This window comes from Saccharothrix sp. NRRL B-16314 (assembly GCF_000716595.1).
GTDB lineage: Bacteria > Actinomycetota > Actinomycetes > Mycobacteriales > Pseudonocardiaceae > Actinosynnema.
Window position 1 is genome coordinate 148,729 of sequence record NZ_JNXC01000010.1, and the last position, 19,768, is coordinate 168,496.

Here is a 19,768-nt window from a genome sequence, read left to right on the forward strand (position 1 = left end):
TCGTCAGTGCGTGGCGGCCGGCAAGCGGTCGCCCGGTTCACGCGCTGCGGCAGCACCGGCGGCCCTGCTGCGGCGGTTGAGGTGGGCCGCGAGGAACGACAGCAGCAGGGCGGTGCCGGACAGCAGCGCGCCGACCCAGTTCGGCGACGTGTAGCCGAGTCCGGCGGCGATGACGATGCCACCGAGCCACGCGGCGAGCGCGTTGCCGAGGTTGAAGGCGCCGATGTTCGCGGCCGAGGCCAGGGTGGGCGCCGCCGCGGCCTGGTCGAGGACCCACTTCTGCAACGGTGGCACGGTGGCGAAGCCGAGCGCGCCGATCAGCGTCAGCGTCACGGCGGCCAGGACCTGGTTGTGCGCGGTCACGGTGAACAGCAGCAGCGTCAGCGTCAGCGCGCCGAGCGTGGTGAAGAGCAGCGGCATGAGAGCGCGGTCGGCGAACCGGCCGCCGATCAGGTTGCCCGCGAACATGCCGATCCCGAACAGGACGAGCAGCCACGTCACCGCGCCGGCGGAGTAGCCGGTGACCTCGATCATCATCGGGGTGATGTAGGTGATCGCGGCGAACACGCCGCCGTAGCCGAGGACCGTCATCGCCATGGCCAGCCAGACCTGGACGTTCCGGAACGCGGCGAACTCCGAGCGCACGCCGCCGCCTGTGGGCCGACCGGTGGCCGGCACCAGCTTGGCCACGCCGAGCAGACCGACCACGCCGAGCACCGCGACGAGGGCGAAGGTGACCCGCCAGCCCGCGGTGTGGCCGATGTGGGTGCCGAGCGGGACGCCGACGATGGTCGCGAGGGTGAGTCCCGTGAACATCAGGGAGATGGCGGACGCCTTCTTCTCCGGTGCGACGAGGTCGGCTGCGACCACGGAGCCGATGCCGAAGAACGCCCCGTGCGCCAGCGAGGCGACGACGCGGCCGACGAGCATGAGGCCGAACACGGGCGCCACGGCCGAGAGCACGTTGCCCACGATGAACAGGACCATCAGCAGGATGAGCATCTTCTTGCGGGACACCCTGGTGCCGAGGACGGTCAGCAGCGGGGCGCCCAGCACGACGCCGAGGGCGTAACCGGTCACCAGCCACCCGGCGGTCGGGATCGTGACGCCGAACTCGCCGGCGACCTCGGGCAGCACCCCCATGATCACGAATTCGGTGGTGCCGATCCCGAAGGCCCCGATGGCGAGGGCCACGAGCGCGAGAGGCATGTGAGCAGCCTTCCAGTGATAAGCGCATGAGCACTACAGGCGTGCGACGTTAGTTGCACGCGCGGGGTATCTACAAGCGCGGGATATCACTGGAGGCGGGTATTGTGAGTAGTATCATCTGCGGTGGGCAGCACCTGACGGCCCGCTCGCAAGGAGGCTCTTGATGATCGCGACGGCACCGACGCCCACCGCACCGACGCCCACGGCGCTGGCCGACAACTGGTGCACCCTTTCCTCGCTGCACGGGCGGATCGAGGCGCGCGTCGAGGGTGCGCTGGCCGCGCACGGGTTGAGCTCTCGTGAGTTCTCGCTGCTCGACGTGCTGAGCCGACAGCACGACGGCGAGGGCGGTCACCTCCAGATGAAGCAGGTCACGGAGGCCGTCGTGCTGAGCCAGAGCGCGACCACCCGCCTCGTCACCCGGCTCGAAGACCGGGGTCTGCTGTCGCGCTACCTGTGCCCGACCGACCGGCGCGGTATCTACACCGACGTCACGGACACCGGGCTCGCCCTGTTGGAGGACGCACGGCCCACCTATCTCGCGGCGTTGGGCGAAGCGCTCGAAGAGGCAAGCCGCGATCCCAGGCTGCGCCCGCTGGTCGACGCCCTCAAGGCACTGGGCACGTCGGCCTGATCCGGGCGGCGACAGGTGTTCTCCGGTCCTGCCGTCGTCGTCGGGCGGGTGGCGAGGTGTGTCGCCGCTCGGGGGCGGCGACACACCCGCTGCACGGTCGGCGTCGTATCCGGCGCACGGTCAACCGAGGTGGCGGAGGGCGACCCGGTCACCGTCCATTCCGGTCACCGCCGTGCCGTCCTGTCCGGGCGAGCTACATGTCAGCGACAGGTGCGGTTGGTGTAACTGGCCTGGTGGAAGCTGCCGTCCTGGTAGAAGCCGTGCCTGCCGTTGGTGCCGGCGCGGTACACCGCGAATTCGAGGTTGCGGCCCGCGTAGTACATGCGGACCACGCGCTGCGGGTCCAAGTTGACGACCTCGCCCCTGGTGAGGTTCCTGCCCGCACGCGTCCAGGTGGCGTCACCGACGATGCCGTCCACGTCTTGCATGCCCCACCGCTGCTGGAGGACTACCGTGAGCTTCTTCGTTTCGTCCCCGAAGATGCCGTCGACGTTGGCGTACGGCATGAGCCCTTCCGCGACCAACACCTTCTGCCACAAGCAGGTGGCGTTGGAGGAGGCGTGCGAGTTGGCCGAGACCGTGCCCTCGTCGTTCCAGTCGTCGTGCGGGTTGTCGGCTCCGCTGACGTAGCCGTCGTTCGTGTTCGCCGACGCGGGGGCCGTGCCCAGGGACAGGGCAGCCGCCAGGGCGACGATCCCCACGGCGACGCGCTTGGCTGTGTTCGCGTATCTCATGAACGCTCTTCTCTCCCGGTTGATGCCACCAGCGGGAGCGCTCTTGGTGTTCACGACGTTCCCCCCTCATGCGGATGGCGTGCCTGTGCTTCGAGTTGAACGGTAGGCAACTCGACCGCTGCCAGGTGTCCGGCGAACGCCCGACAGCCGCGACGTCGTCGTGGGACGCTCAGCTGTACGCCTTCGCCTGCAAGGCGAACAACTCCGCGTAAAGGCCGGCGGCGGCGGTGAGCGTCGCGTGGTCACCGGTCTCCACCACCCGGCCGTCCTTGACCACGATGATCAGGTCGGCCATGCGCACCGTGGAGAACCGGTGGGACACGAAGACGGTGATGCCCCCGGTCTTGCGGGCCACGCGTTTCGCGTGCTCGGCGTACCGCTGGAACAGGACGTGCTCCGCCTCCGGGTCCAGCGCCGACGTCGGCTCGTCGAGGACGAGGAGCAGGGGAGCCTCCCGCATCATGGCCCGGCCGAGCGCCAACTTCTGCCACTGGCCACCGGACAGCTCCACGCCGTCGGCGTAGCTCTTGCCGAGGTGGGTGCGCAGGCCGTCGGGCAGGTCGTCCAGCACGGTGGTGGCGTTGGCGCGGTCCAGAGCCGCCCGGACGGCCGGCTCCGACGACAGGGCGGGCAGGTCACCGATGCCGACCACGTGCTGTGCCGGGAACTCGTACCGGACGAAGTCCTGGAACCCGGCCGCGATCCGGCTGCGCCACTCGTCGACCGGGATGTCGTGCAGATCCACCCCGTCGACCAGGACCCGACCCTCGGACGGCCGGTAGAACCCGCACAGCAACTTGACCAGCGTCGACTTCCCGGCGCCGTTCTCGCCCACGATCGCAACGGTGGTACCGGCCGTGAGGTGGAGGTCGACCTTGTGCAGCACCGGGACTTCGGTGCCCGGGTAGGTGAAGGCGACCCCGGCGAGGGAGATGCCGTCGTGCAGCCGTTGCGGCGGCGAAGAACGGCGTGGAGCCGGATCGGCGTCGGCCACCGACGCGGCGGCCTCGGTGAGGCGCCGGTACGCGCCGGCCATCCGTTGCAGGTCCTGGAGGAGCGTGACGGCCGTGGCGACCTGCTGGTTGACCTGGGCGGCGAGCACGATCACCAGCACGACGTCGCCGACACCGCGCCTCCCGGCGATAGCGTCGCGCACCACGAGCAGCACGCCCGCGGTGTACGCGAGCGCGAAGACGACCTGCCCCGCGGCACGTGTCCACGTCGCGGTCAGGTGCGCGCGCCACAGGCCGTGCGTCGCCTTCTCCCACAGCCGGTTGTGCCGTGCGCGCAGTTCGTCCTGGACCCCGGACACCCGGAGCTCGCCGGCCGGCCGGGCGGAGGTCGCCAGGTGGAACAGGTTGAGCGCGGTCCTGGTCGGCTCGGCGGTCGCCGTCCTGGCGCGGTCGAGGACCCGCTCGGCCACGCGACCGGCGATCAGGGGCGGCACGGCGGCGACGGGGAGCAGCAACAGCAACGGGTTCTGCACGGCGAGCAGGACCGCCGTGAGCACCACGGCGAGGACGAGGCCGAAACCGTTGAGCAGCGCTTCGAGGCCGGTCCGGAACTGCCTGCCCTCCTGCCGCAGCACGGTCCACGTGTCGGCGTGCTCCGCCCGCTCGTGGTGCTCGATGCCCGCCGAACCGTTCGACGCCTCGATCACGCGCTCGTCGAAGTCCAGCTCGGCCAGCTCGGAGAGCTCGAAGTAGGCCAGGTGGCCGAAGTGCGCGAGGGCCAGCGCCATCATCGCCAGCACGGCGACGGTCACACCGGCGAGCACGGCGTGCCCCGCGTCGCCGGTGACGACCTCGCGGGTCAGCCACCCGAGCGCGGCGGCCAACAGCGGGGCGGCGACGGCGCCGACCGTCATCAGGACCACCGCCAGCGCGGTCTTGCGCGGGTTCAACCGCCACACCGTGGCGATCATGGTCCACGCGCCGGTCAGGAGGACCCTCATCCGACCGGCCTCTCGACGGCGTCGACCGGGTCGCCCGCGTCACCTGCGTCGACGAACCGGTCCGCTTGCAGCCGGAACAGCTCCGCGTAACGCCCGTCGCGGGCCACCAGGTCCGCGTGGCTGCCCTGTTCGGTGACCCGGCCGTGTTCCAGGACGACGATGAGGTCCGCGTGCCGCACGGTCGAGAACCGGTGGGAGATCAGCAGGGTGGTCGCGCCGTCGGCGAGGCCGGCGAACTCCTCGAAGAACCCGGTCTCCGCACGCACGTCCAGGCTGGCCGTCGGTTCGTCCAGCACCACGACCCGTGAACCGTGGCGCAGCGCGAACAACGCCCTCGCCAGCGCCACTCGCTGCCACTGCCCGCCGGACAGCTCCGCTCCGCCGGTGAGGTGCCGCGCCAGCGGCGTGTCCAGCCCGAGGGGGAGACGGGCCACGACGTCCGAGAGGCCGACCGAGTCGACCACCTCGCGGATCGTCGCACGGTCGTCCAAGGAGCCGACCGCGCCGAGCCCGACGTTGTCCGCGACCGACGACTCGTACCGCACGAAGTCCTGGAAGATGACGCTGAGCCGGGTGCGCCACAAATCGACCGGGTAGGCGCGGATGTCGACGCCGTCCAGCGTGATCCGGCCGGAAGTCGGCTCGTAGAGCCGGGCGAGGAGCTTGACCAGCGTCGTCTTGCCGGCGCCGTTCACGCCGACGATGGCGGTGCAGCGCCCGACGGGGATCGTCAGGTCCAGCCCGTCGAAGACCATCCGCCGCTAACCGGGGTAGTGGAAGCCGACCTGCTCGAACCGGATGGCGCCGACCGGCTCGGGCACCGTCCGCCGCCGCACCGGGTCGGGTCGCTCGTCGTGGGCGTCGACGTGCTCGGCGAACCGCCGCACCGCGTCGTAGGCCCTCATGCCGATCGCGGTCGGCAGGTCCGCCTCCGGGTAGTGCTCGGCCAGCCGCAGCAGGCTCAAGGTCGCCGTCGCGACGAGCACGAACCCGGTCAGCGTCATCTCGTGCGCCGTCGCCCCGACCACCGCGAAGACGACGCCCGTGACCGCGAGACCCGCGACGGAGAACCAGACGAACGGCCACAGGTAGATGCGGCGGCGTTCGGCCCAGAGGGGTTCGAGGAAGCGGAGGAGGGTGACGCGCAGGCGTTGCCGCAGCCAGCCGGCCAGGCCGAAGACCCGGATCTCCTTGCCGGCGGGGGCTCCGGCGGCCAGCTCGCGCAGGTAGTCGATCTCGCGCTGGTCGGCGGCGAGCAGGGACCGCGCCTCGGCGTACCGGCGCAGCCCGCCGCGCTGGCCGTGGCGGAACAGCAGCACGGTGACGACCAGCGCCGCCGCCGCGGGCCACGAGAACACCACCCCGATCGCGACCGCGCTGCCGGTGAGCTCGGTGTACCGCGCGATCAGCGCGAGCAGGCCGGTGGCCGCCCGGCCGGGGCTGCGCACACCGAACTCGACCTCCCTCGCGGCGGCCCGGAGCGCGTCGAGTGCCTGCTGGTCCTCCAGCGGGCCGAGGCCGGGGCTCCGCAGCGACGCGGCCATCAGCTCGTCGAACACCCGGCCGTCGATCCGGCGCGTCATCAGCTCGGCCATGGCCTGTTCCGCCGGTGAGAGCAGCTGCCGGGCGACGAACGCACCGGCCGCGACACCGAACAGCGTGACCAGCGAGTCCCACGCGCCGGAGTCCAAGCCCGCGTCGACGGCCGCCGGCACCCGTCCGAGCACCATCGCGGTCGCCACGGTGAACACGACCGGGAGGCAGCCCAGCACCACGTTGACCGCGACCATCCCGGCGACCAGCCGGCCGCCGGCGCGGGGGAGCAGCCGGACGATGTCCCGCCGTGCGGCGAACTGCTCCCGCGCCGCGCCGACCCGGTTCCCCACGCCCGCCACCTACCCGGCAGACGGGTAGTCGGCGCAGCGGGGCAGACCGCGCTCCTCGATGACCTGGTTGAACATCGCGAAGCGGATCGCGGGCTGCTCGACCAGCATCCGGGTGATCGGCGTCCCGTACTTCTCCGCGATGTAGCGGTAGTTCTCGCGCGCGGACCTGGTGTTGTCGTCCTGGTCCTTCTCGTGCGGGTAGTGGATGGCGCAGGCGTCCCGGCTCACGCCGAACCGGGCGCCGTCGCGGTGCAGCCGGTAGGCGAGGTCGAGGTCCTCCCCGCCCCACTGGCGGAACTCCTCGTCGTACATGCCGATCGAGCGCACCTGCTCCGTCCGGGCCGACGAGTGGCACGTCCAGTACATCAGCCACGGTGCGGGCAGGTGGCCGAAGTCGTCGGAGTACCGGGCGTAGAACGGTTCACGCACGTCCGGCCACGCCTTCGTCCGCGCCATGGACGCGATGGACGCGTCGATGTCGTCGACGTCGACCACCTTGCGGATGAGCTGGGCGTCCTCGTTGTCCAGGTTGAAGCAGTACACGTACCCGTTGAGCGCCAACGGTTCCTCGGTCGCCTCGTGCGCGGTGACGTGCGCGCTCAGGCTCGCGGAGTGCAGCAGCACGCCGGAGTCGACGAACACGCAGACCTCGCCGGACGCGTGCCGGATGCCGACGTTCCGCGCCTTGGCGACCCGGTAGCCCTCGTCGGGCTGGTAGAAGTACCGCAGGTCGAACCGGTCCTCGTACCCGCGCACCACGGCCGCCGTGTCGTCACTGGAGCCGTCGTCGACGACCAGCACCTCGAACCGGTCGCGGGGCAGGGTCTGCCGGTCGAGCGAGTCGAGCGTCAGCTCGAGTAATCGCCTCCGGTTGTAGGTCGGAACGACAACCGTGCAGCGCAAAGAGCTACCCACGAGAGGCTCTCCTTCGGAGGTCCCGCCAAGGCCGTCGACGGCCGGTCCGCGGACGCGGTCAGGACGCGGTCAGGTCGTGGCCCGGGTAGTCCCCACCGACCACCGCGCAAGTCTGCCGAGGTTCGAGAGCGTTGGTCAACACGCGAACGGAGTCACCCGCACCCGTGAATCAGGTACTTACTGTAGTTGACTAACGACTGTGTGTGACGGACGGAAATTCTTTGGACTATTTCCGGCGCACCTGTCGATCCGGGCCGGTGCCGTTCGACTGGAAGATGACAGGGAACCATCAACACCTCGGGGAGACGACGATGAGGGCAGGACGACGCGAGTGGTGGGGGCTGGCGGTGCTGGCGCTACCGACGCTGCTGCTGTCGCTGGACATGAGCGTGCTGCACCTGGCGGTCCCGCACCTGGCCGCCGACCTGCGGCCGAGCAGCTCCCAACTGCTGTGGATCATCGACGTCTACGGCTTCATGATCGCCGGCTTCCTGGTCACGATGGGCACCCTCGGTGACCGGATCGGTCGGCGGAAGCTCCTGATGGTCGGCGGCGCCGCCTTCGGCTTGGCGTCGATCGTGGCGGCCTTCACCACCAGCCCGGAGATGCTGATCGCGGCGCGTGCCGTGCTCGGGATCGCCGGCGCGACGCTGATGCCGTCCACGCTGGCGCTGATCAGCAACATGTTCCAGGACCCCAAGCAGCGCGGCACCGCGATCGCGGTGTGGATGAGCTGCTTCATGGGCGGCATGGTGATCGGACCGGTGGTCGGCGGCGTGCTGCTGGAGCACTTCTGGTGGGGCTCGGTGTTCCTGATGGCCGTGCCGGTCATGGTGCTGCTGCTGGCCACCGCGCCGAAGCTGCTGCCGGAGTACCGCGACACCGCCGCGGGGCGGCTCGACCTGGCGAGCGTGGCGCTGTCGCTCGGCGCGATCCTGCCGATCGTCTACGCCCTCAAGGAGACCGCCAAGGACGGCGTGTCGTTGGTCAACGTGCTCGTGCTCGCCGCCGGCGCGGCGATCGGCGTGGTGTTCGTCCGCCGTCAGCGCGGGTTGGCCGACCCGATGCTGGACCTGAAGCTGTTCCGGGTGCGGGCGTTCAGCGCGGCGGTGAGCATCATGCTGGTCGGCGCGCTCACCATGGGCGGCGTCTTCCTGCTGGTCAGCCAGTACCTCCAGATGGTCGCCGGGCTGACCGCCGTGGAAGCCGGGCTGTTGTTGGTGCCGCAGGCCGGTGCGGTGGTGGTCGGGTCGCTGATCGCGCCGCGGCTGGCGCGGCGGTTCCGGCCGGAGTTCGTGCTCGGTTTCGGGATGCTGGTCGCGGCCGGCGGGATCGTGCTGTTCACGCAGGCCGGCGGTGCCGGTGGCGTGGCGTTCGTGGTGGTGGGCATGTCGATCGCGAGCTTCGGGATGGGGCCGCAGGGCGTGCTGTGCACCGAGATGGTGGTCAGCTCGGTCCCGCCGCAGAAGGCCGGCGCCGCGTCGGCGATGTCGGAGACCAGCGCGGAATTCGGCATCGCCATGGGGATCGCGGTGTTCGGGAGCGTCGGCACCGCCGTCTACCGCGAGCAGGTCGCCGTTCCCGCCGAGGTCCCGGCCGAGGCCGCCGCGCTGGCGACGGACAGCATGGCCGGCGCCCTTCAGGCGGCGGGCACCCTGCCCGGTCCGCTGGCGGACGGTCTGGTCGCCACCGCACGGGACGCGTTCTCGTCCGGACTGCACACCGTGGCCCTCATCGGCGCCGCGATCGTCGTGGTGTTCGCGGTGGTCGGGATGATCGCGCTGCGCAGGACCGGTCCGGCGGCCACCGCCGAAGAGCCGGTTCCCGTGCTGGAGAACCGCTGATCCCGGAACGTGCTCAATGCCCTTCCAGGTAACGGAGTTCGACGGCGAACCAGTCACCGGTGAGCACGCTCGGCCCGCCCGTGTGGAGCCGTACTTCGCCCGAGTCGAGCGCGGCGAGGACGTGCGGCCCCACCAGGTCCACCTCAAGACCGTCCCCGGAGAGGGTCCACACGCCGACATGGTCGTGCAGCAGCACCGGCACCCGCCCGTCGGGCAGCGGCTCGCCCTCGGCGCTGCGAGCGCCCGGCCCGATGTCCATCGGCTCGGCGCGGTGCTCACCGAGGTCCTTGAGCTCGACAAGACGGTTGCGGTAGAAGGACTTCCCGATGTTTGTCAGCCGGTGCACGGGCGACACCGGCCGGTACACCGCGCCTCCCCGGTACTCGGAGATGAACCGGGGTTCGCTGCCGTCGAGCCAGTCCATCCGGCCGTCCGAACCGGCGATGCTCAGCACCACGTACGGGTTGTGGTGCAGGTGCCACGGATGAGTCTCGCCCGGTTCGAGCGCGACGTCCCACACCCGGACCAGCGGGTCGTCGTACAGCACGACCTGCCCGACGTCGACCAGCACGATCTCAGCGCCGGAGGGCGAGACCACGACATCACCCCTCACACCACACCTCCTGCCGATACCGGTCCTCGATGTGCAGCCAGGATTCGGCGCTCCACGGCTCGACGTAGGTGATGTGCGCGTCAGGACGCAGCAGGACCACGACATCGCCGAGCCCGAAACGGGTGCGCACCGTCTCGCCGGGGTCGAAGTACGCGCGGTCCCGCAGACCCGAGTCGTGCGGGGCGTCCCAGCGGCTCACCACCACCTGCCGCAGGCCGGCGGGGTTGTGCGCGGGAACAGGCGGCCGGCGGCGCGCGTCGGTGAGGTGCAGGGCGACGAACGAGTCCCGGCACAGCTCGTGGAGGTGCACCGGTCCGCGCCTGCCGAACACCCGCAGGTCCGGGACCCGCTCGCCCACCCGGACCGGGGTGGGGGCGGCCGTGTCGCGCACCATCGACCACTCGCCGTCGACGTTCAGCCGGACGCCGAGCAGCGTGCGGGTCATCGCGTCGCCCCAGCCGCCCACGCCCATTCCCGCGGTCGAGTCGAGGCGTCGGTCCATGACCGCGCGGGCCGCCTCCGCCATCTCGCCCGAACCGCGGACGGCCACGGGTGCCTGCTCGGTCTCGTAGCCGCGGAGCAGGGCCTCGCCCGCCCACCCGCGGCGCACCCACGCGATCCGCCACGGGAGGTTGGACGCGTCGAGGACCCCGGTGTTCAGGCCCAGCGCCCACATCGGGGTGATCAGGTGCGCGGCGTCGCCCATCAGGAACACGCGGCCCCGTTGCCACGACGTCGCCACGCGGTGGTGGACGGTGTAGACGTTGCTGCCGAGCACCTTGATCTCGTCCACGTCTCCGATGAAGTGGCGCGCCTTGTCCCGCAGGTCGTCGGACGTCGGCTCCGGTCGGCCCGGCGCGAGCGGGAAGACGAACCGCCAGCAGTGCGGCTGCCGCACGAGGACCATCCACTCCTCGCGGTCGCCGAAGTAGGCCAGGTACGGGTAGTCGCGCGGATTGCCGATGTCGAGGTCGCACACGAGGTCGACCAGCGCGTAGCGCTGCTCCAGCGTGTGCCCGCCGACCCGGATGCCGAGCCGTTCGCGCACGGTCGATCGGCCGCCGTCACACGCGAGGACGTGACTGGCCGTCGCGGTGGCAGGGCCGTCCGGCGTCGACAGGTGCAGCGTCACGGCGTCCGCGTGCTGCTCGAAGTGGTCCAGCCGGTGCCGCATCCGCAACGACCCCGGCGCACGGCGTTCCAGCACGTCGGCGAGCACCGGTTCCAGTTCGTGCTGGGGGATGTTGACGACGAACGGGAACCGCGTCTCACCGGCCAGCGCCGAGGTCAGGACGCTCCCCGTGGACACGCCGGTGGCGCGGTCCACCTCGCCGATCTCGTCGATGCGCAGGCTCGCCCCGAGCACGGGGCCCAGCGCGTCGTACCGGTCCAGCACTTCAAGCGTTCGGGTGAGGATCGTCCCGGCTTTGGTGTCGGCGGACAGGTCGGCGCCGGCCTCGAAAACGACTACGGGCACGCCATAAGACACCAGACCGAGTGCCGTGATCAGCCCGATCGGGCCGCCACCGATGACCGCCACCGGCAGGCCGGTCGTGTCCATCGACCCCTCCCAGGCTCTATGTTCGGGTATTCGGGGATGACATGGGTGGTGTCAGGGGAGGCGTCATGAAGTCTCTTTCAGCAGTCTCGCTCGTGATCGCGTTGGCCGCCACCGGCTGTGCCGGATCGGACGGCGGTTCGGACGGCGGTTCGGCGAGTCCGGACAAGGTCGCCTACCTGACGTCGTTCAGCACCTTCGGCCGCGACGCCTACGCCTACGTAGCCTTGGAGAAGGGATATTTCGCCGAAGCGGGTCTCGACGTCACGATCACTCCGGGCACCGGCAGCGTCGACGTGCTCAAGCTGGTCTCCAGTGGTCGTGCGGACTTCGGCACCGCCGACTTCACCGCCACGGCGATCACCGTGGCGAAGGAGGGGTTGCCGGTGACGGCGGTCGCGGCGATCCACCAACGGTCCCTCGCCGCGATCGTCTCGTTGGAGGGCAACGGCATCTCGAAGCCGGCCGACCTGGTCGGGAAGAAGATCGGCGACCAACCCGGTTCGACCAATCAGGTGATGTTCCCGGTGTACGCCGAAGCCGCCGGCATCGACCCCGCGAAGGTCGAGTTCGTGCCGTCGCCACCGCCGGCGCTGCCCCAGCTGCTGGCGGCCGGTCAGGTGGACGGGATCGGGCAGTTCGTCGTCGGCAAACCGCTGATCGAGGCGGCGGTGAAGGGCAGGAAGGTGGTCGTTCTGCCGTACGGCGACCTGGTGCCCGACCTGTACGGCAACGCGCTCGTCACGTCGAAGGACCTGGCCACCCGCGATCCCGAGCGGGTGCGGCGGTTCACGGACGCGCTGCTCAAGGGCCTCGCGTACTCGATCGAGCACCCAGACGAGCTCGGCCGGATCCTCAAGGAGCACCAGCCGACCCAGGACGCCGGGGTGGCCGGCGCCGAGGTCACGCTGATGGGGCCCTACGTCAGGCCGTCCGGGTTCAGCGGCCCGCTGGGCGACCTCACCGAGGCGCGGGTCGAGAAGATCATCAGCACCCTCGTGGACGCCGGCGCGATCCCCGGTGGAGCGGTGACGCCCGGTGACATCGTCTCCTTCGGGTTGGTGCCGAAGCCGTGATCAGCCTGCGTCAGGTCACCAAGGTCTTCGACGGCGGCGCCGGTGCGGTCCATTCGCTGGCCGGTGTCGACCTGGAGGTGGGGGCGCACGAGTTCGTCGCCGTGATCGGGCGGTCCGGCTGCGGCAAGTCGACGTTGTTGCGACTCATCGCGGGCCTGCTCGCTCCGACGGAGGGGCGGATCACCGTGGCGGGGGAGCCGGTGACCAAGCCGCGCCGTGACGTGTCGTTCATGTTCCAGCGCCCGGCGTTGCTGCCGTGGCGGTCGGTGCTGTCCAACGTGCTGCTGCCGGTCGAGATCTTCGGCCTGGACCGGCGGGAGGGTCGGGACCGGGCTCGCCTGCTGCTCGACCTCGTCGGGCTCGGCGGGTTCGAGGAACGGCTGCCGCACGAGCTGTCCGGGGGGATGCAGCAGCGGGTGTCGCTGTGCCGGTCGTTGATCCAGAGCCCGGAGGTGATGCTCATGGACGAGCCGTTCTCGGCGTTGGACGCCATGACCCGCACGGAGCTTTCCGAGGAGCTGCAACGGGTTCAGATGGAGCTGCCGCGGACGGTCGTGTTCGTGACGCACTCGATCGAGGAGGCCGTCGTGCTCGCCGACCGGATCGTGGTGCTCAGCCCGCGGCCCGGCCGGGTCCACCGGGTCGTCGACGTCACCGCGCCCCGGCCGCGGGCGCTCGGGCGTGCCGACCTGGACCAGGTGAGCCGTGATCTGCGTGTACTGCTGAGCGAGGTGACGGGGTGACCGTCGTGCTGCCGGTGGTGGGGTTGCTCGCGATCATCGGCCTCTGGTGGCTGGCCACGATCGTCTTCGGGATCGAGTCGTTCCTGGTGCCGTCGCCGGTCGACGTGGTGTCGTCGTTCGTGGAGCTGCCGGGCTACCTGCTGGAACAGAGCCTGGTGACGCTGTGGGAGACCGTTCTGGGCTTTCTCCTGTCCATTGTGGTCGGTGTGCCGCTCGCATTGATGATCGTCGGCTCGAAGGTGTTGGAGCGGATGTTCTACCCGTTGCTGGTCGCGCTGAACGCCGTGCCCAAGGTGGCCATCGCACCGGTCTTCGTGGTGTGGTTCGGGTTCGGCATCGAGTCGAAGGTGCTGCTGATCGTGCTGGTGTGCGTCTTCCCCGTGGTCATCTCGACCGCGTCCGGCATGAAGTCCACGCCGCACGAACTGGTCGAACTCCTCCGCTCGCTGGACGCCACGCGCCGTCAGGAGTTCTTCAAGCTGCGCTTCCTGTACGCCCTGCCGCAGGTCTTCGTCGGGCTGAAGGTGGCGATCTCCCTGGCGGTCATCGGAGCGGTGATCGCGGAGTTCATCGGCGCCCGCGCCGGCCTCGGCTACGTCATCTCGCAGTCGGGCGCGAGCGCCGACACCTCGCTGGCCTTCGCGGCGATGTCCCTGCTGGCGGTCATGAGCATCATGCTCTTCTACGGGCTCGCCTACATCGAGCGGAGGGCACTGCCTTGGGCCGAGGAGCACAGGGGTATGACCTAACCCGAGGTCCAGCCCATTCGGCGAGCCCTGCTGAGGTTTCGAACTCGACGTACGGCACACACCCAGTCGCTCAAACCGCTGGGAGGCCATGTCCGCGCGGCCGTTCATCGCGTGGTTGATCGGGTGTTCTGCGTGTGCTTGCGCCAGTGCTTCTCGGCGGCACGGAGGACTTCGTCGCCGAACCCCTCGAGGAACCGGCCCGCGGCGGCGAGCCGGGTTCCGACCGCGGTGTCGGTGCCGAAGACGTCGGCGCCGCGCAGGGCGGTGGTGGCGAGCCGCTGGTTGGCGCGGACGCCGACCACCGCGGAGCGGACACCGGCGTTCTCGTCGAGGGAGTACCGGTGGCGCCGGCTCTGGCCGTCGCGCCCACGGCGGATCAGCCCGTGCTGTTGCAGCAGGCCGACCGCGTGGGAGATGGTCGCCGCGCTGACTTGCAGGTGCCGCGCCAGTTCGGCGGCGGTGCGGCCGGTCTCGGAGGTGAATAGGCAGGCCATCACCCCGGCGGCGGTGCGCGGCATGCCGGTGTCGACGAGGGCCGCGGTGAGGTCGGTGGTGAACGCGGCTGCCGCACCGACGTCGGGGCCGCTGTGCTCGCCCGCCCGCCACGCGGCTGCCGGTGGACGGGGATTGCGCCGGGCGCGGTGGGCGGTGGCGAAGTGGGCCAGGTCCGCGCGGTAGCGGCCCGGTCCGCCGTTGCGCGCGACCTCGCGGCTCACCGTCGAGGTGGGACGGCCCAGCAGCCGGGCAATCCCGGCGTAGTCCGAGCCCTGCGCGAGGCCCGCCGCGATCCGCCGCCGGTCGGCTGCGGTCAGCCTGCGTCCTGGCATCCGGGCGGCTCCCTCCGCTTTGGCGGTGTCGACGCCAGTATGCGAGCCAGTCGTCAACCGTTGCAACGGTCGGGTGCTCGGCGTGCATTAGCCGGCATGGTCATTGCAATCACCGATCACGGCGGTGAACTGCGAGAACGGCGCGAGTTCGGAAGTGCTCCCGTTGACCGGAATTTCGTGCTCTGCCTAACGTTCGGCCTCGGCGACCGGACGGATCGGTGGCCTGACGAGGAGCGATGACATGCGTGCCAGAGGCATCACGTACGACACCGGCTTCACCCCGGCAGGGCGGAGCTCGCGGCCCGTCTTCGACGTCGAGGCGGTGCGTCGGGAGATCCGCGTCATCGCCGACGATCTGCACTGCGACGCCGTGCGGATCACCGGTGGCGACCCCGAGCGGCTGGCGGTCGCCGCCGAGCACGCCGTCGCCGCCGGTCTGGAGGTCTGGTTCTCCCCGTTCCCCTGTGAACTGTCCACAACGGACTTGTCGCCCTACTTCGCAGACTGCGCTGACCGCGCTCGGGACGTGGGAGCGGACGTCTTCGTCGCCGGTTGCGAGCTGAGCCTCTTCTGCACGGGTTTCCTCCCCGGAGACGACAGCCTCACCAGGATCAAGACCCTGGTGGACGGCGCGCCCGAGGCGGTGGCCCGGCTCGCCGAGCTCCCCGCCCGGCTCGATGCCGCGCTGGCCGACATCGCGGCGACGGTGCGTGAACGGTTCCGCGGCGAACTCACCTACGCGTCCGGGACGTGGGAGCAGATCGACTGGACGCCCTTCGACATCGTGAGCGTCGACGCCTACGGCGACGCGGGAGAGGCCTTCCGCCAGGGCGTGCGGGACTACCGCCGGCACGGCAAGCCGCTCGCGGCGACCGAGTTCGGTTCCTGCACGTACCGGGGCGCGGCAAAACGCGGCGGCCTCGGCTGGGACATCGTCGACTACGAAGCCGACCCGCCGCGCCTCGACGGCGACTACGTCCGTGACGAGGAGGAACAGGCCCGCTACCTGCGCGAGATGCTGGCGGTCTTCGACGAGGAAGGCGTGGACACGGCCTTCTGGTTCACCTTCGCCGGCTACGAGTTCCCGCACCACCCGGACCCGCGCTTGGACCTCGACCTGGCTTCCTACGGGGTGTGCAAGGTGATGCCCGACGGCAGCCTCGCCCCGAAGCGATCCTTCCACGCGATGGCAAGAGCCTTCGGTGGTGTCAGCGCAGCAGGGAGCGAGCGGTAGGGCCGTCCGCACGGGCAGGGCGGGGTAGGTGGGGGCTGCCGTCTCGGTGGCGAAGTACGCGAGCGGTGGGGCGCCGGTCGCTGTCATCACCGGCTTCACGTCCTTCTCGAAGAAGCCGGTGAAGTCCTCGTCCACCGGAGGACGGAGAAGGGTCCACGGGGCGAACCCCGAGCGGGATCGGGCGGGGCGCAGCAGCAGGGCGTCGGCATAGGGTCGACCGGTGGCGGAAATTGCGATCCTCATCGGGCTACAGGCGTCGGGAAAGACGAGCTTCTACCGCGACGTCCTGGCCGTGACGCACGTGCAGGTCAGCAAGGACGCCTTCCCGAACGCGCGGCGGCGGCAGGCGCGGCAGTTGCGGCTGGTGGGTGAGGCGCTGGACGCCGGGCACGACGTGGCGGTCGACAACACCAACCCCTCGGCCGAGGAATGGGGTCCGCTCATCGCGGCCGGTCGGGAGCGCGGAGCGCGGATCGTCGGGTACTGGTTCCCGCCGGACCTCCCCGGATCGGTGGCGCGCAACGCCGCCAGGGACGACAAAACGAGGGTGCCCGACGTGGGGCTGTATGCCACAGTGAAGCGCCTTCGACGTCCGCGGCTCGCCGACGGGTTCGACGAGTTGGCCACCGTGCGGTTCGACGGCCGGGGCGGGTTCGACGTCCAACGCCTGGAGGAGTGACGATGCGCGCGACCGAGTTCGAGGCCGGGCAACGTGCCAGGGAGTGGTTCCACACGCTGACGGTGCCGGCCGGTGTGTGGATGGTGGTGCGGGTGGACGGGCGCGGGTTCTCCCGGTTCACCGAGGAGCGCTTCGACAAGCCGTTCGACGCGCGGTTCTCGGGGTTCATGGTGGAGACCGCGCAGGCCCTGCTGACCGAGTTCGACGCCCGCTACGCCTACACCGAGAGCGACGAGATCTCCGTCGTGCTCGACCCCCGCCATGACCTGTTCGGGCGGAGCGTGGAGAAGGTCGTGTCGATCTCGGCGGGCATCGCGTCCTCCGCGTTCACGCACGCCGCCGGTGAGCCCGCGCACTTCGACAGCCGGATCTGGATCGGCGCCGGCGCGGGTGACGTGCTCGACTACGTCTCCTGGCGGCAGGCCGACGCCACCCGGTGCGCGTTGAACGGCTGGTGCTACTGGACCCTCCGCAAGGCCGGTGCGTCCCGCCAGGAGGCGACGAGGCGGCTGAGCGGGACGTCCACGGCGGACAAGAACGAGCTGCTGTTCGAGCACGGCATCAACTTCAACGAGCTGCCCGGCTGGCAGCGCCGCGGCATCGGTCTCTGGTGGGAGAACCACAACCGACCCGGCCACGACCCCGTCCGCGACGTCGCCGTCTCCACCACGCGACGCCGCGTCCACATCGAACGCGACCTGCCGATGAAGGACGACTACCGCGCCCTCGTCAACCGGCTGATCACCGCAGGCTCGACGGCTTGAGCAGTCCGGCCGGCCACGGCCGTGAACCGCAAGCCCGCGTCCCGAGCTGCCCGGGGCTCGTCCGCGAGATCCAGCTCGTCGAGCTCGCTCGGGGGTGAGCTTGGACATGTGCTCAGCCGTCCGAGGCCGTCGGAGTCGACCGCGTACAGGGTTGGGCGCATCGGCAGCACTTCCGTCGCTGGTGGTTACTGCTTGGGTGGTGCGGGGTGGCCTTCCGATGCCTGGACGACCACGATGCCCTGACCCGACAGCGCGAGCTGGTACGCCTCACCCGACCCTCGCCCGATGGCGGCGCCGAGCTTCGCGGTCCGGCGGATCGAGGACTGGAGCGAGGTGGACCACAGGACGGCGGCCTGCATGTCGACGAACGTCGGCACGTCCACGTTCAGCACGACCGGCGTCCCGAAGGCGGTGACGGCGAGCGCCCCGGTGCCCGTGAACGTCGTGTTGAACAGGCCGCCGCTGAGCATCGACGCACCCTCGACGCGGTTGATGTCCCACGTGAGCGTGCTCTCGAACGCGAGCACGTTCTTGCCGTTGACGGTCACGCCCTCGTTCTCCAAGTACAGCACGAACACCTCGTCGGCGTCCTGGGCGAGGAACACGTCCCCGCTGCCCGACACCTTCATCAGCGACATGCCCTCGCCGGTGAGGGCCTTCTTGAACAGCTTGCCGAGGCCACCGCTGCCCTCGTAGGCGAAGTCGACATCGCCCTGGTAGGCCACCATCGACCCCTGCTTGGCGAAGAAGAACCCGCCGCTGCCGGTGAGGTCGACCTTGAGCATGCGGTCGTTCTGCAGTTGGAAGCTACCGGGCTCGACGGCCCGCTCGGCGTGGTTGAAGAGTGAGCTGCGCATGCACCGATAGTGCAGGTGATCACCTGATGGCGCACCGCCGGGGTCTCGCCGATGTGGGGAAAGCGCAGAGGTGCGGGTTGTATCGCTGCCGATAGCCGACACGACGGCGACGGCGGTGTTCGTTGGTATTTCCGGGGTTGGTGGCCGTCGCGTCCTTCCTGGCCAACGCACCCGTGGCTGGTCGTCCCGCTCAGCGGGCTCGCCTTCGTGATCTGGTTCATCGTCACGTTGAGCTCGATCGCCCGGAGCCTGCGGGAGCTGGCCCAGGTCGCCCGGCACGACGCACGCCGGCGCGAAGCGGGCGCCACCGGTCAGACCGCCGCTCCCGCTCCGGTCCTCACCGCTGAGTGATCACCGCGGAGTGATCACCGCGCACACCCGACATCCGGCGCACGACGTCGGTCCCGGCGCCGTTGCCCTACCGCTGCACCAGATCGCGGTCAGTCGCCGAGCGGGTCCCAGTGGTTGGCGTAGCGCAGCAGCGACCGGGCCAGGTCGGGGTGGGCCGCCGCCCAGGTGGTGTCGAACAGGTACCACTGCTGGAACCCGAACGACTCGCCGCAGTGCATGGCGAGTTGGGCGAGGTGGTCCCCGACCTGGAGCAGGGAGTCCTGGGGGCGGCGGTTGTCGGTGTGCTCGCCCGCGTCGACGACCTCCAGCGCCCGGCGGTGGGCGGCGTCGTGCTCGGCGTCGTGCTCGGTGGGCAGACCGGGCCAGGGGTCGGCGTTGAGGTTGAAGCCCGGCCACCGGTTGCAGCGGTCGAGGGCGGGGCCGAGGGTGTCCTCTTCGGGCGCGATGAGCGCTCGCAGGACCTGGAGCTCGGGTGGCCAGTCGTCGCGGTCGCACCTGGTGGTGCGCAGGTGCCGGGCGAGCGCGGGCAGTTCGACGCCGGGGAAGGCCTGCGGTGTGGAACAGGCCAGGCTTTCGCCGTCGTAGAAGGTGAGGAACACCGCGTAGGTGGTGGCTTGGCCCTCCCCGGACAGACCGGTGGGTGTCGTCGGCACGTCCGGGGTGAACGGCAGCGGCGGACCGGCCAGGTCCGGCAGCGGCCAGGTGTCGTGCACCAGGTACGCCAAGCGGTCGGGTGCGGCTTGGACGACGTCGTCGTGGAGGAAGAAGTAGGCCAGTCCCACTTCGTCGTCGTCGGTTCGCACCCGAAGGCCACGCCCGTCGAGCCGGACGTAGTCGCTGCCGCCTTCGACGTACAGGTGCTCGTGCAGCAGTTCGCGCAGCTGCGCGTCGTTCTCCGGCCGGGGCAGGTTCAGCTCCCGCGCCCGGTGGAAGATCGAGTCCAGGCCGTAGACGTCCACACCCAACTCGTCCTCGACCCAGCGACTTGGTTCCCCACAAGCCCATCCGCGCCGGAACCAGGCCAACGCCGTCTCGTCCGGCAACCGGCGCACCCACTTGCCCAACGGACCCTCGTAGTGCGACCGGTACACGAAATGCACGGCCGAACCCTACGACACCGTCCACCGACCCCGTCGTCGGG

20 protein-coding genes and 1 pseudogene are annotated in these 19,768 nt (G+C 70.4%); 9 read left to right on the forward strand and 12 right to left on the reverse strand.

Annotated elements, in window-relative coordinates:
• Positions 1-3: 3 nt before the first annotated feature.
• Positions 4-1,209, reverse strand: coding sequence for an MFS transporter (locus tag OQ02_RS17865; RefSeq protein ID WP_033439577.1), 1,206 nt, complete (start codon positions 1,207-1,209; stop codon positions 4-6).
• A gap of 163 nt (positions 1,210-1,372) precedes the next feature.
• On the opposite strand from OQ02_RS17865, the gene OQ02_RS17870 reads away from it, so the two are divergent.
• Positions 1,373-1,843 (forward strand): MarR family winged helix-turn-helix transcriptional regulator, encoded by a 471-nt coding sequence (locus OQ02_RS17870; protein WP_033439578.1) that lies wholly within the window; start codon positions 1,373-1,375, stop codon positions 1,841-1,843.
• Between the two features lie 200 nt (positions 1,844-2,043).
• Here OQ02_RS17870 and OQ02_RS41045 read toward each other — a convergent pair whose 3' ends face one another.
• The 5 genes from OQ02_RS41045 to OQ02_RS17890 form a co-directional block, all read right to left on the reverse strand.
• Positions 2,044-2,577, reverse strand: coding sequence for a peptidoglycan-binding domain-containing protein (locus OQ02_RS41045; RefSeq protein WP_063747092.1), 534 nt, complete (start codon positions 2,575-2,577; stop codon positions 2,044-2,046).
• 169 nt (positions 2,578-2,746) lie between these two features.
• Positions 2,747-4,531, reverse strand: a complete 1,785-nt coding sequence (locus OQ02_RS17880) for an ABC transporter ATP-binding protein (RefSeq protein ID WP_033439579.1) — start codon at positions 4,529-4,531, stop codon at positions 2,747-2,749.
• Entirely contained in the window at positions 4,528-5,286 is a 759-nt protein-coding gene (locus OQ02_RS45820) for an ATP-binding cassette domain-containing protein (protein ID WP_231500091.1), read from the reverse strand. Before OQ02_RS45820 ends, OQ02_RS17880 begins: the two co-directional genes overlap by 4 nt.
• A gap of 6 nt (positions 5,287-5,292) precedes the next feature.
• A complete protein-coding gene (locus OQ02_RS45825; RefSeq protein ID WP_231500092.1) occupies positions 5,293-6,417 on the reverse strand; it encodes a hypothetical protein in 1,125 nt (374 codons plus the stop codon).
• Between the two features lie 9 nt (positions 6,418-6,426).
• Positions 6,427-7,332, reverse strand: coding sequence for a glycosyltransferase (locus OQ02_RS17890; protein ID WP_033439580.1), 906 nt, complete (start codon positions 7,330-7,332; stop codon positions 6,427-6,429).
• A 311-nt stretch (positions 7,333-7,643) separates the two neighbouring features.
• On the opposite strand from OQ02_RS17890, the gene OQ02_RS17895 reads away from it, so the two are divergent.
• Positions 7,644-9,176, forward strand: a complete 1,533-nt coding sequence (locus OQ02_RS17895; protein WP_033439637.1) for an MFS transporter — start codon at positions 7,644-7,646, stop codon at positions 9,174-9,176.
• Positions 9,177-9,189: 13 nt separating this feature from the next.
• Here the strand turns inward: OQ02_RS17895 and OQ02_RS44820 are convergent, their stop codons facing one another.
• Together OQ02_RS44820 and OQ02_RS17905 are read right to left on the reverse strand one after the other, a co-directional pair.
• Entirely contained in the window at positions 9,190-9,789 is a 600-nt protein-coding gene (locus tag OQ02_RS44820; protein ID WP_063747093.1) for a hypothetical protein, read from the reverse strand.
• Complete coding sequence (locus OQ02_RS17905) at positions 9,779-11,350, reverse strand: FAD-dependent monooxygenase (protein ID WP_033439581.1); 1,572 nt, start codon at positions 11,348-11,350, stop codon at positions 9,779-9,781. Before OQ02_RS17905 ends, OQ02_RS44820 begins: the two co-directional genes overlap by 11 nt.
• Before the next feature lie 65 nt (positions 11,351-11,415).
• On the opposite strand from OQ02_RS17905, the gene OQ02_RS17910 reads away from it, so the two are divergent.
• Genes OQ02_RS17910 through OQ02_RS17920 form a run of 3 tightly spaced genes read left to right on the forward strand, consistent with a single transcriptional unit; the run spans position 11,416 to position 13,915 of the window.
• Entirely contained in the window at positions 11,416-12,423 is a 1,008-nt protein-coding gene (locus OQ02_RS17910) for an ABC transporter substrate-binding protein (RefSeq protein WP_033439582.1), read from the forward strand.
• Positions 12,420-13,166: an ABC transporter ATP-binding protein gene (locus tag OQ02_RS17915; protein WP_033439583.1), complete on the forward strand. Its 747-nt coding sequence runs from the start codon at positions 12,420-12,422 to the stop codon at positions 13,164-13,166. Before OQ02_RS17910 ends, OQ02_RS17915 begins: the two co-directional genes overlap by 4 nt.
• On the forward strand, positions 13,163-13,915 hold the full coding sequence (locus OQ02_RS17920) for an ABC transporter permease (RefSeq protein ID WP_033439584.1): 753 nt from the start codon (positions 13,163-13,165) through the stop codon (positions 13,913-13,915). The genes OQ02_RS17915 and OQ02_RS17920 overlap by 4 nt, the downstream gene beginning before the upstream one ends.
• A 104-nt stretch (positions 13,916-14,019) precedes the next feature.
• On the opposite strand, the gene OQ02_RS45830 is transcribed toward OQ02_RS17920, so the two are convergent.
• Together OQ02_RS45830 and OQ02_RS45835 are read right to left on the reverse strand one after the other, a co-directional pair.
• Positions 14,020-14,433, reverse strand: a complete 414-nt coding sequence (locus OQ02_RS45830) for a winged helix-turn-helix domain-containing protein (RefSeq protein WP_269321625.1) — start codon at positions 14,431-14,433, stop codon at positions 14,020-14,022.
• Positions 14,434-14,583: 150 nt separating this feature from the next.
• Positions 14,584-14,742: pseudogene (locus OQ02_RS45835) on the reverse strand (helix-turn-helix domain-containing protein); the annotation flags it as partial.
• Between the two features lie 241 nt (positions 14,743-14,983).
• Between OQ02_RS45835 and OQ02_RS17930 the strand changes: the two are divergent.
• The 3 genes from OQ02_RS17930 (at position 14,984) to OQ02_RS17940 (ending at position 17,419) form a co-directional block, all read left to right on the forward strand.
• A complete protein-coding gene (locus tag OQ02_RS17930; protein WP_033439586.1) occupies positions 14,984-15,976 on the forward strand; it encodes a hypothetical protein in 993 nt (330 codons plus the stop codon).
• A 220-nt stretch (positions 15,977-16,196) separates the two neighbouring features.
• Positions 16,197-16,655: an AAA family ATPase gene (locus OQ02_RS17935; RefSeq protein ID WP_051772468.1), complete on the forward strand. Its 459-nt coding sequence runs from the start codon at positions 16,197-16,199 to the stop codon at positions 16,653-16,655.
• Positions 16,656-16,657: 2 nt separating this feature from the next.
• Positions 16,658-17,419 carry a tRNA(His) guanylyltransferase Thg1 family protein gene (locus tag OQ02_RS17940; protein WP_033439587.1) on the forward strand — a complete coding sequence of 254 codons (762 nt, stop codon included), beginning with the start codon at positions 16,658-16,660 and terminating at the stop codon, positions 17,417-17,419.
• 185 nt (positions 17,420-17,604) lie between these two features.
• Here OQ02_RS17940 and OQ02_RS17945 read toward each other — a convergent pair whose 3' ends face one another.
• Positions 17,605-18,276 (reverse strand): AIM24 family protein, encoded by a 672-nt coding sequence (locus OQ02_RS17945; RefSeq protein ID WP_033439588.1) that lies wholly within the window; start codon positions 18,274-18,276, stop codon positions 17,605-17,607.
• A gap of 207 nt (positions 18,277-18,483) precedes the next feature.
• On the opposite strand from OQ02_RS17945, the gene OQ02_RS43850 reads away from it, so the two are divergent.
• On the forward strand, positions 18,484-18,627 hold the full coding sequence (locus tag OQ02_RS43850; RefSeq protein ID WP_156077117.1) for a hypothetical protein: 144 nt from the start codon (positions 18,484-18,486) through the stop codon (positions 18,625-18,627).
• A gap of 89 nt (positions 18,628-18,716) precedes the next feature.
• Here the strand turns inward: OQ02_RS43850 and OQ02_RS17950 are convergent, their stop codons facing one another.
• Positions 18,717-19,727, reverse strand: a complete 1,011-nt coding sequence (locus OQ02_RS17950; protein ID WP_033439589.1) for a hypothetical protein — start codon at positions 19,725-19,727, stop codon at positions 18,717-18,719.
• Between the last annotated feature and the right edge of the window lie 41 nt (positions 19,728-19,768).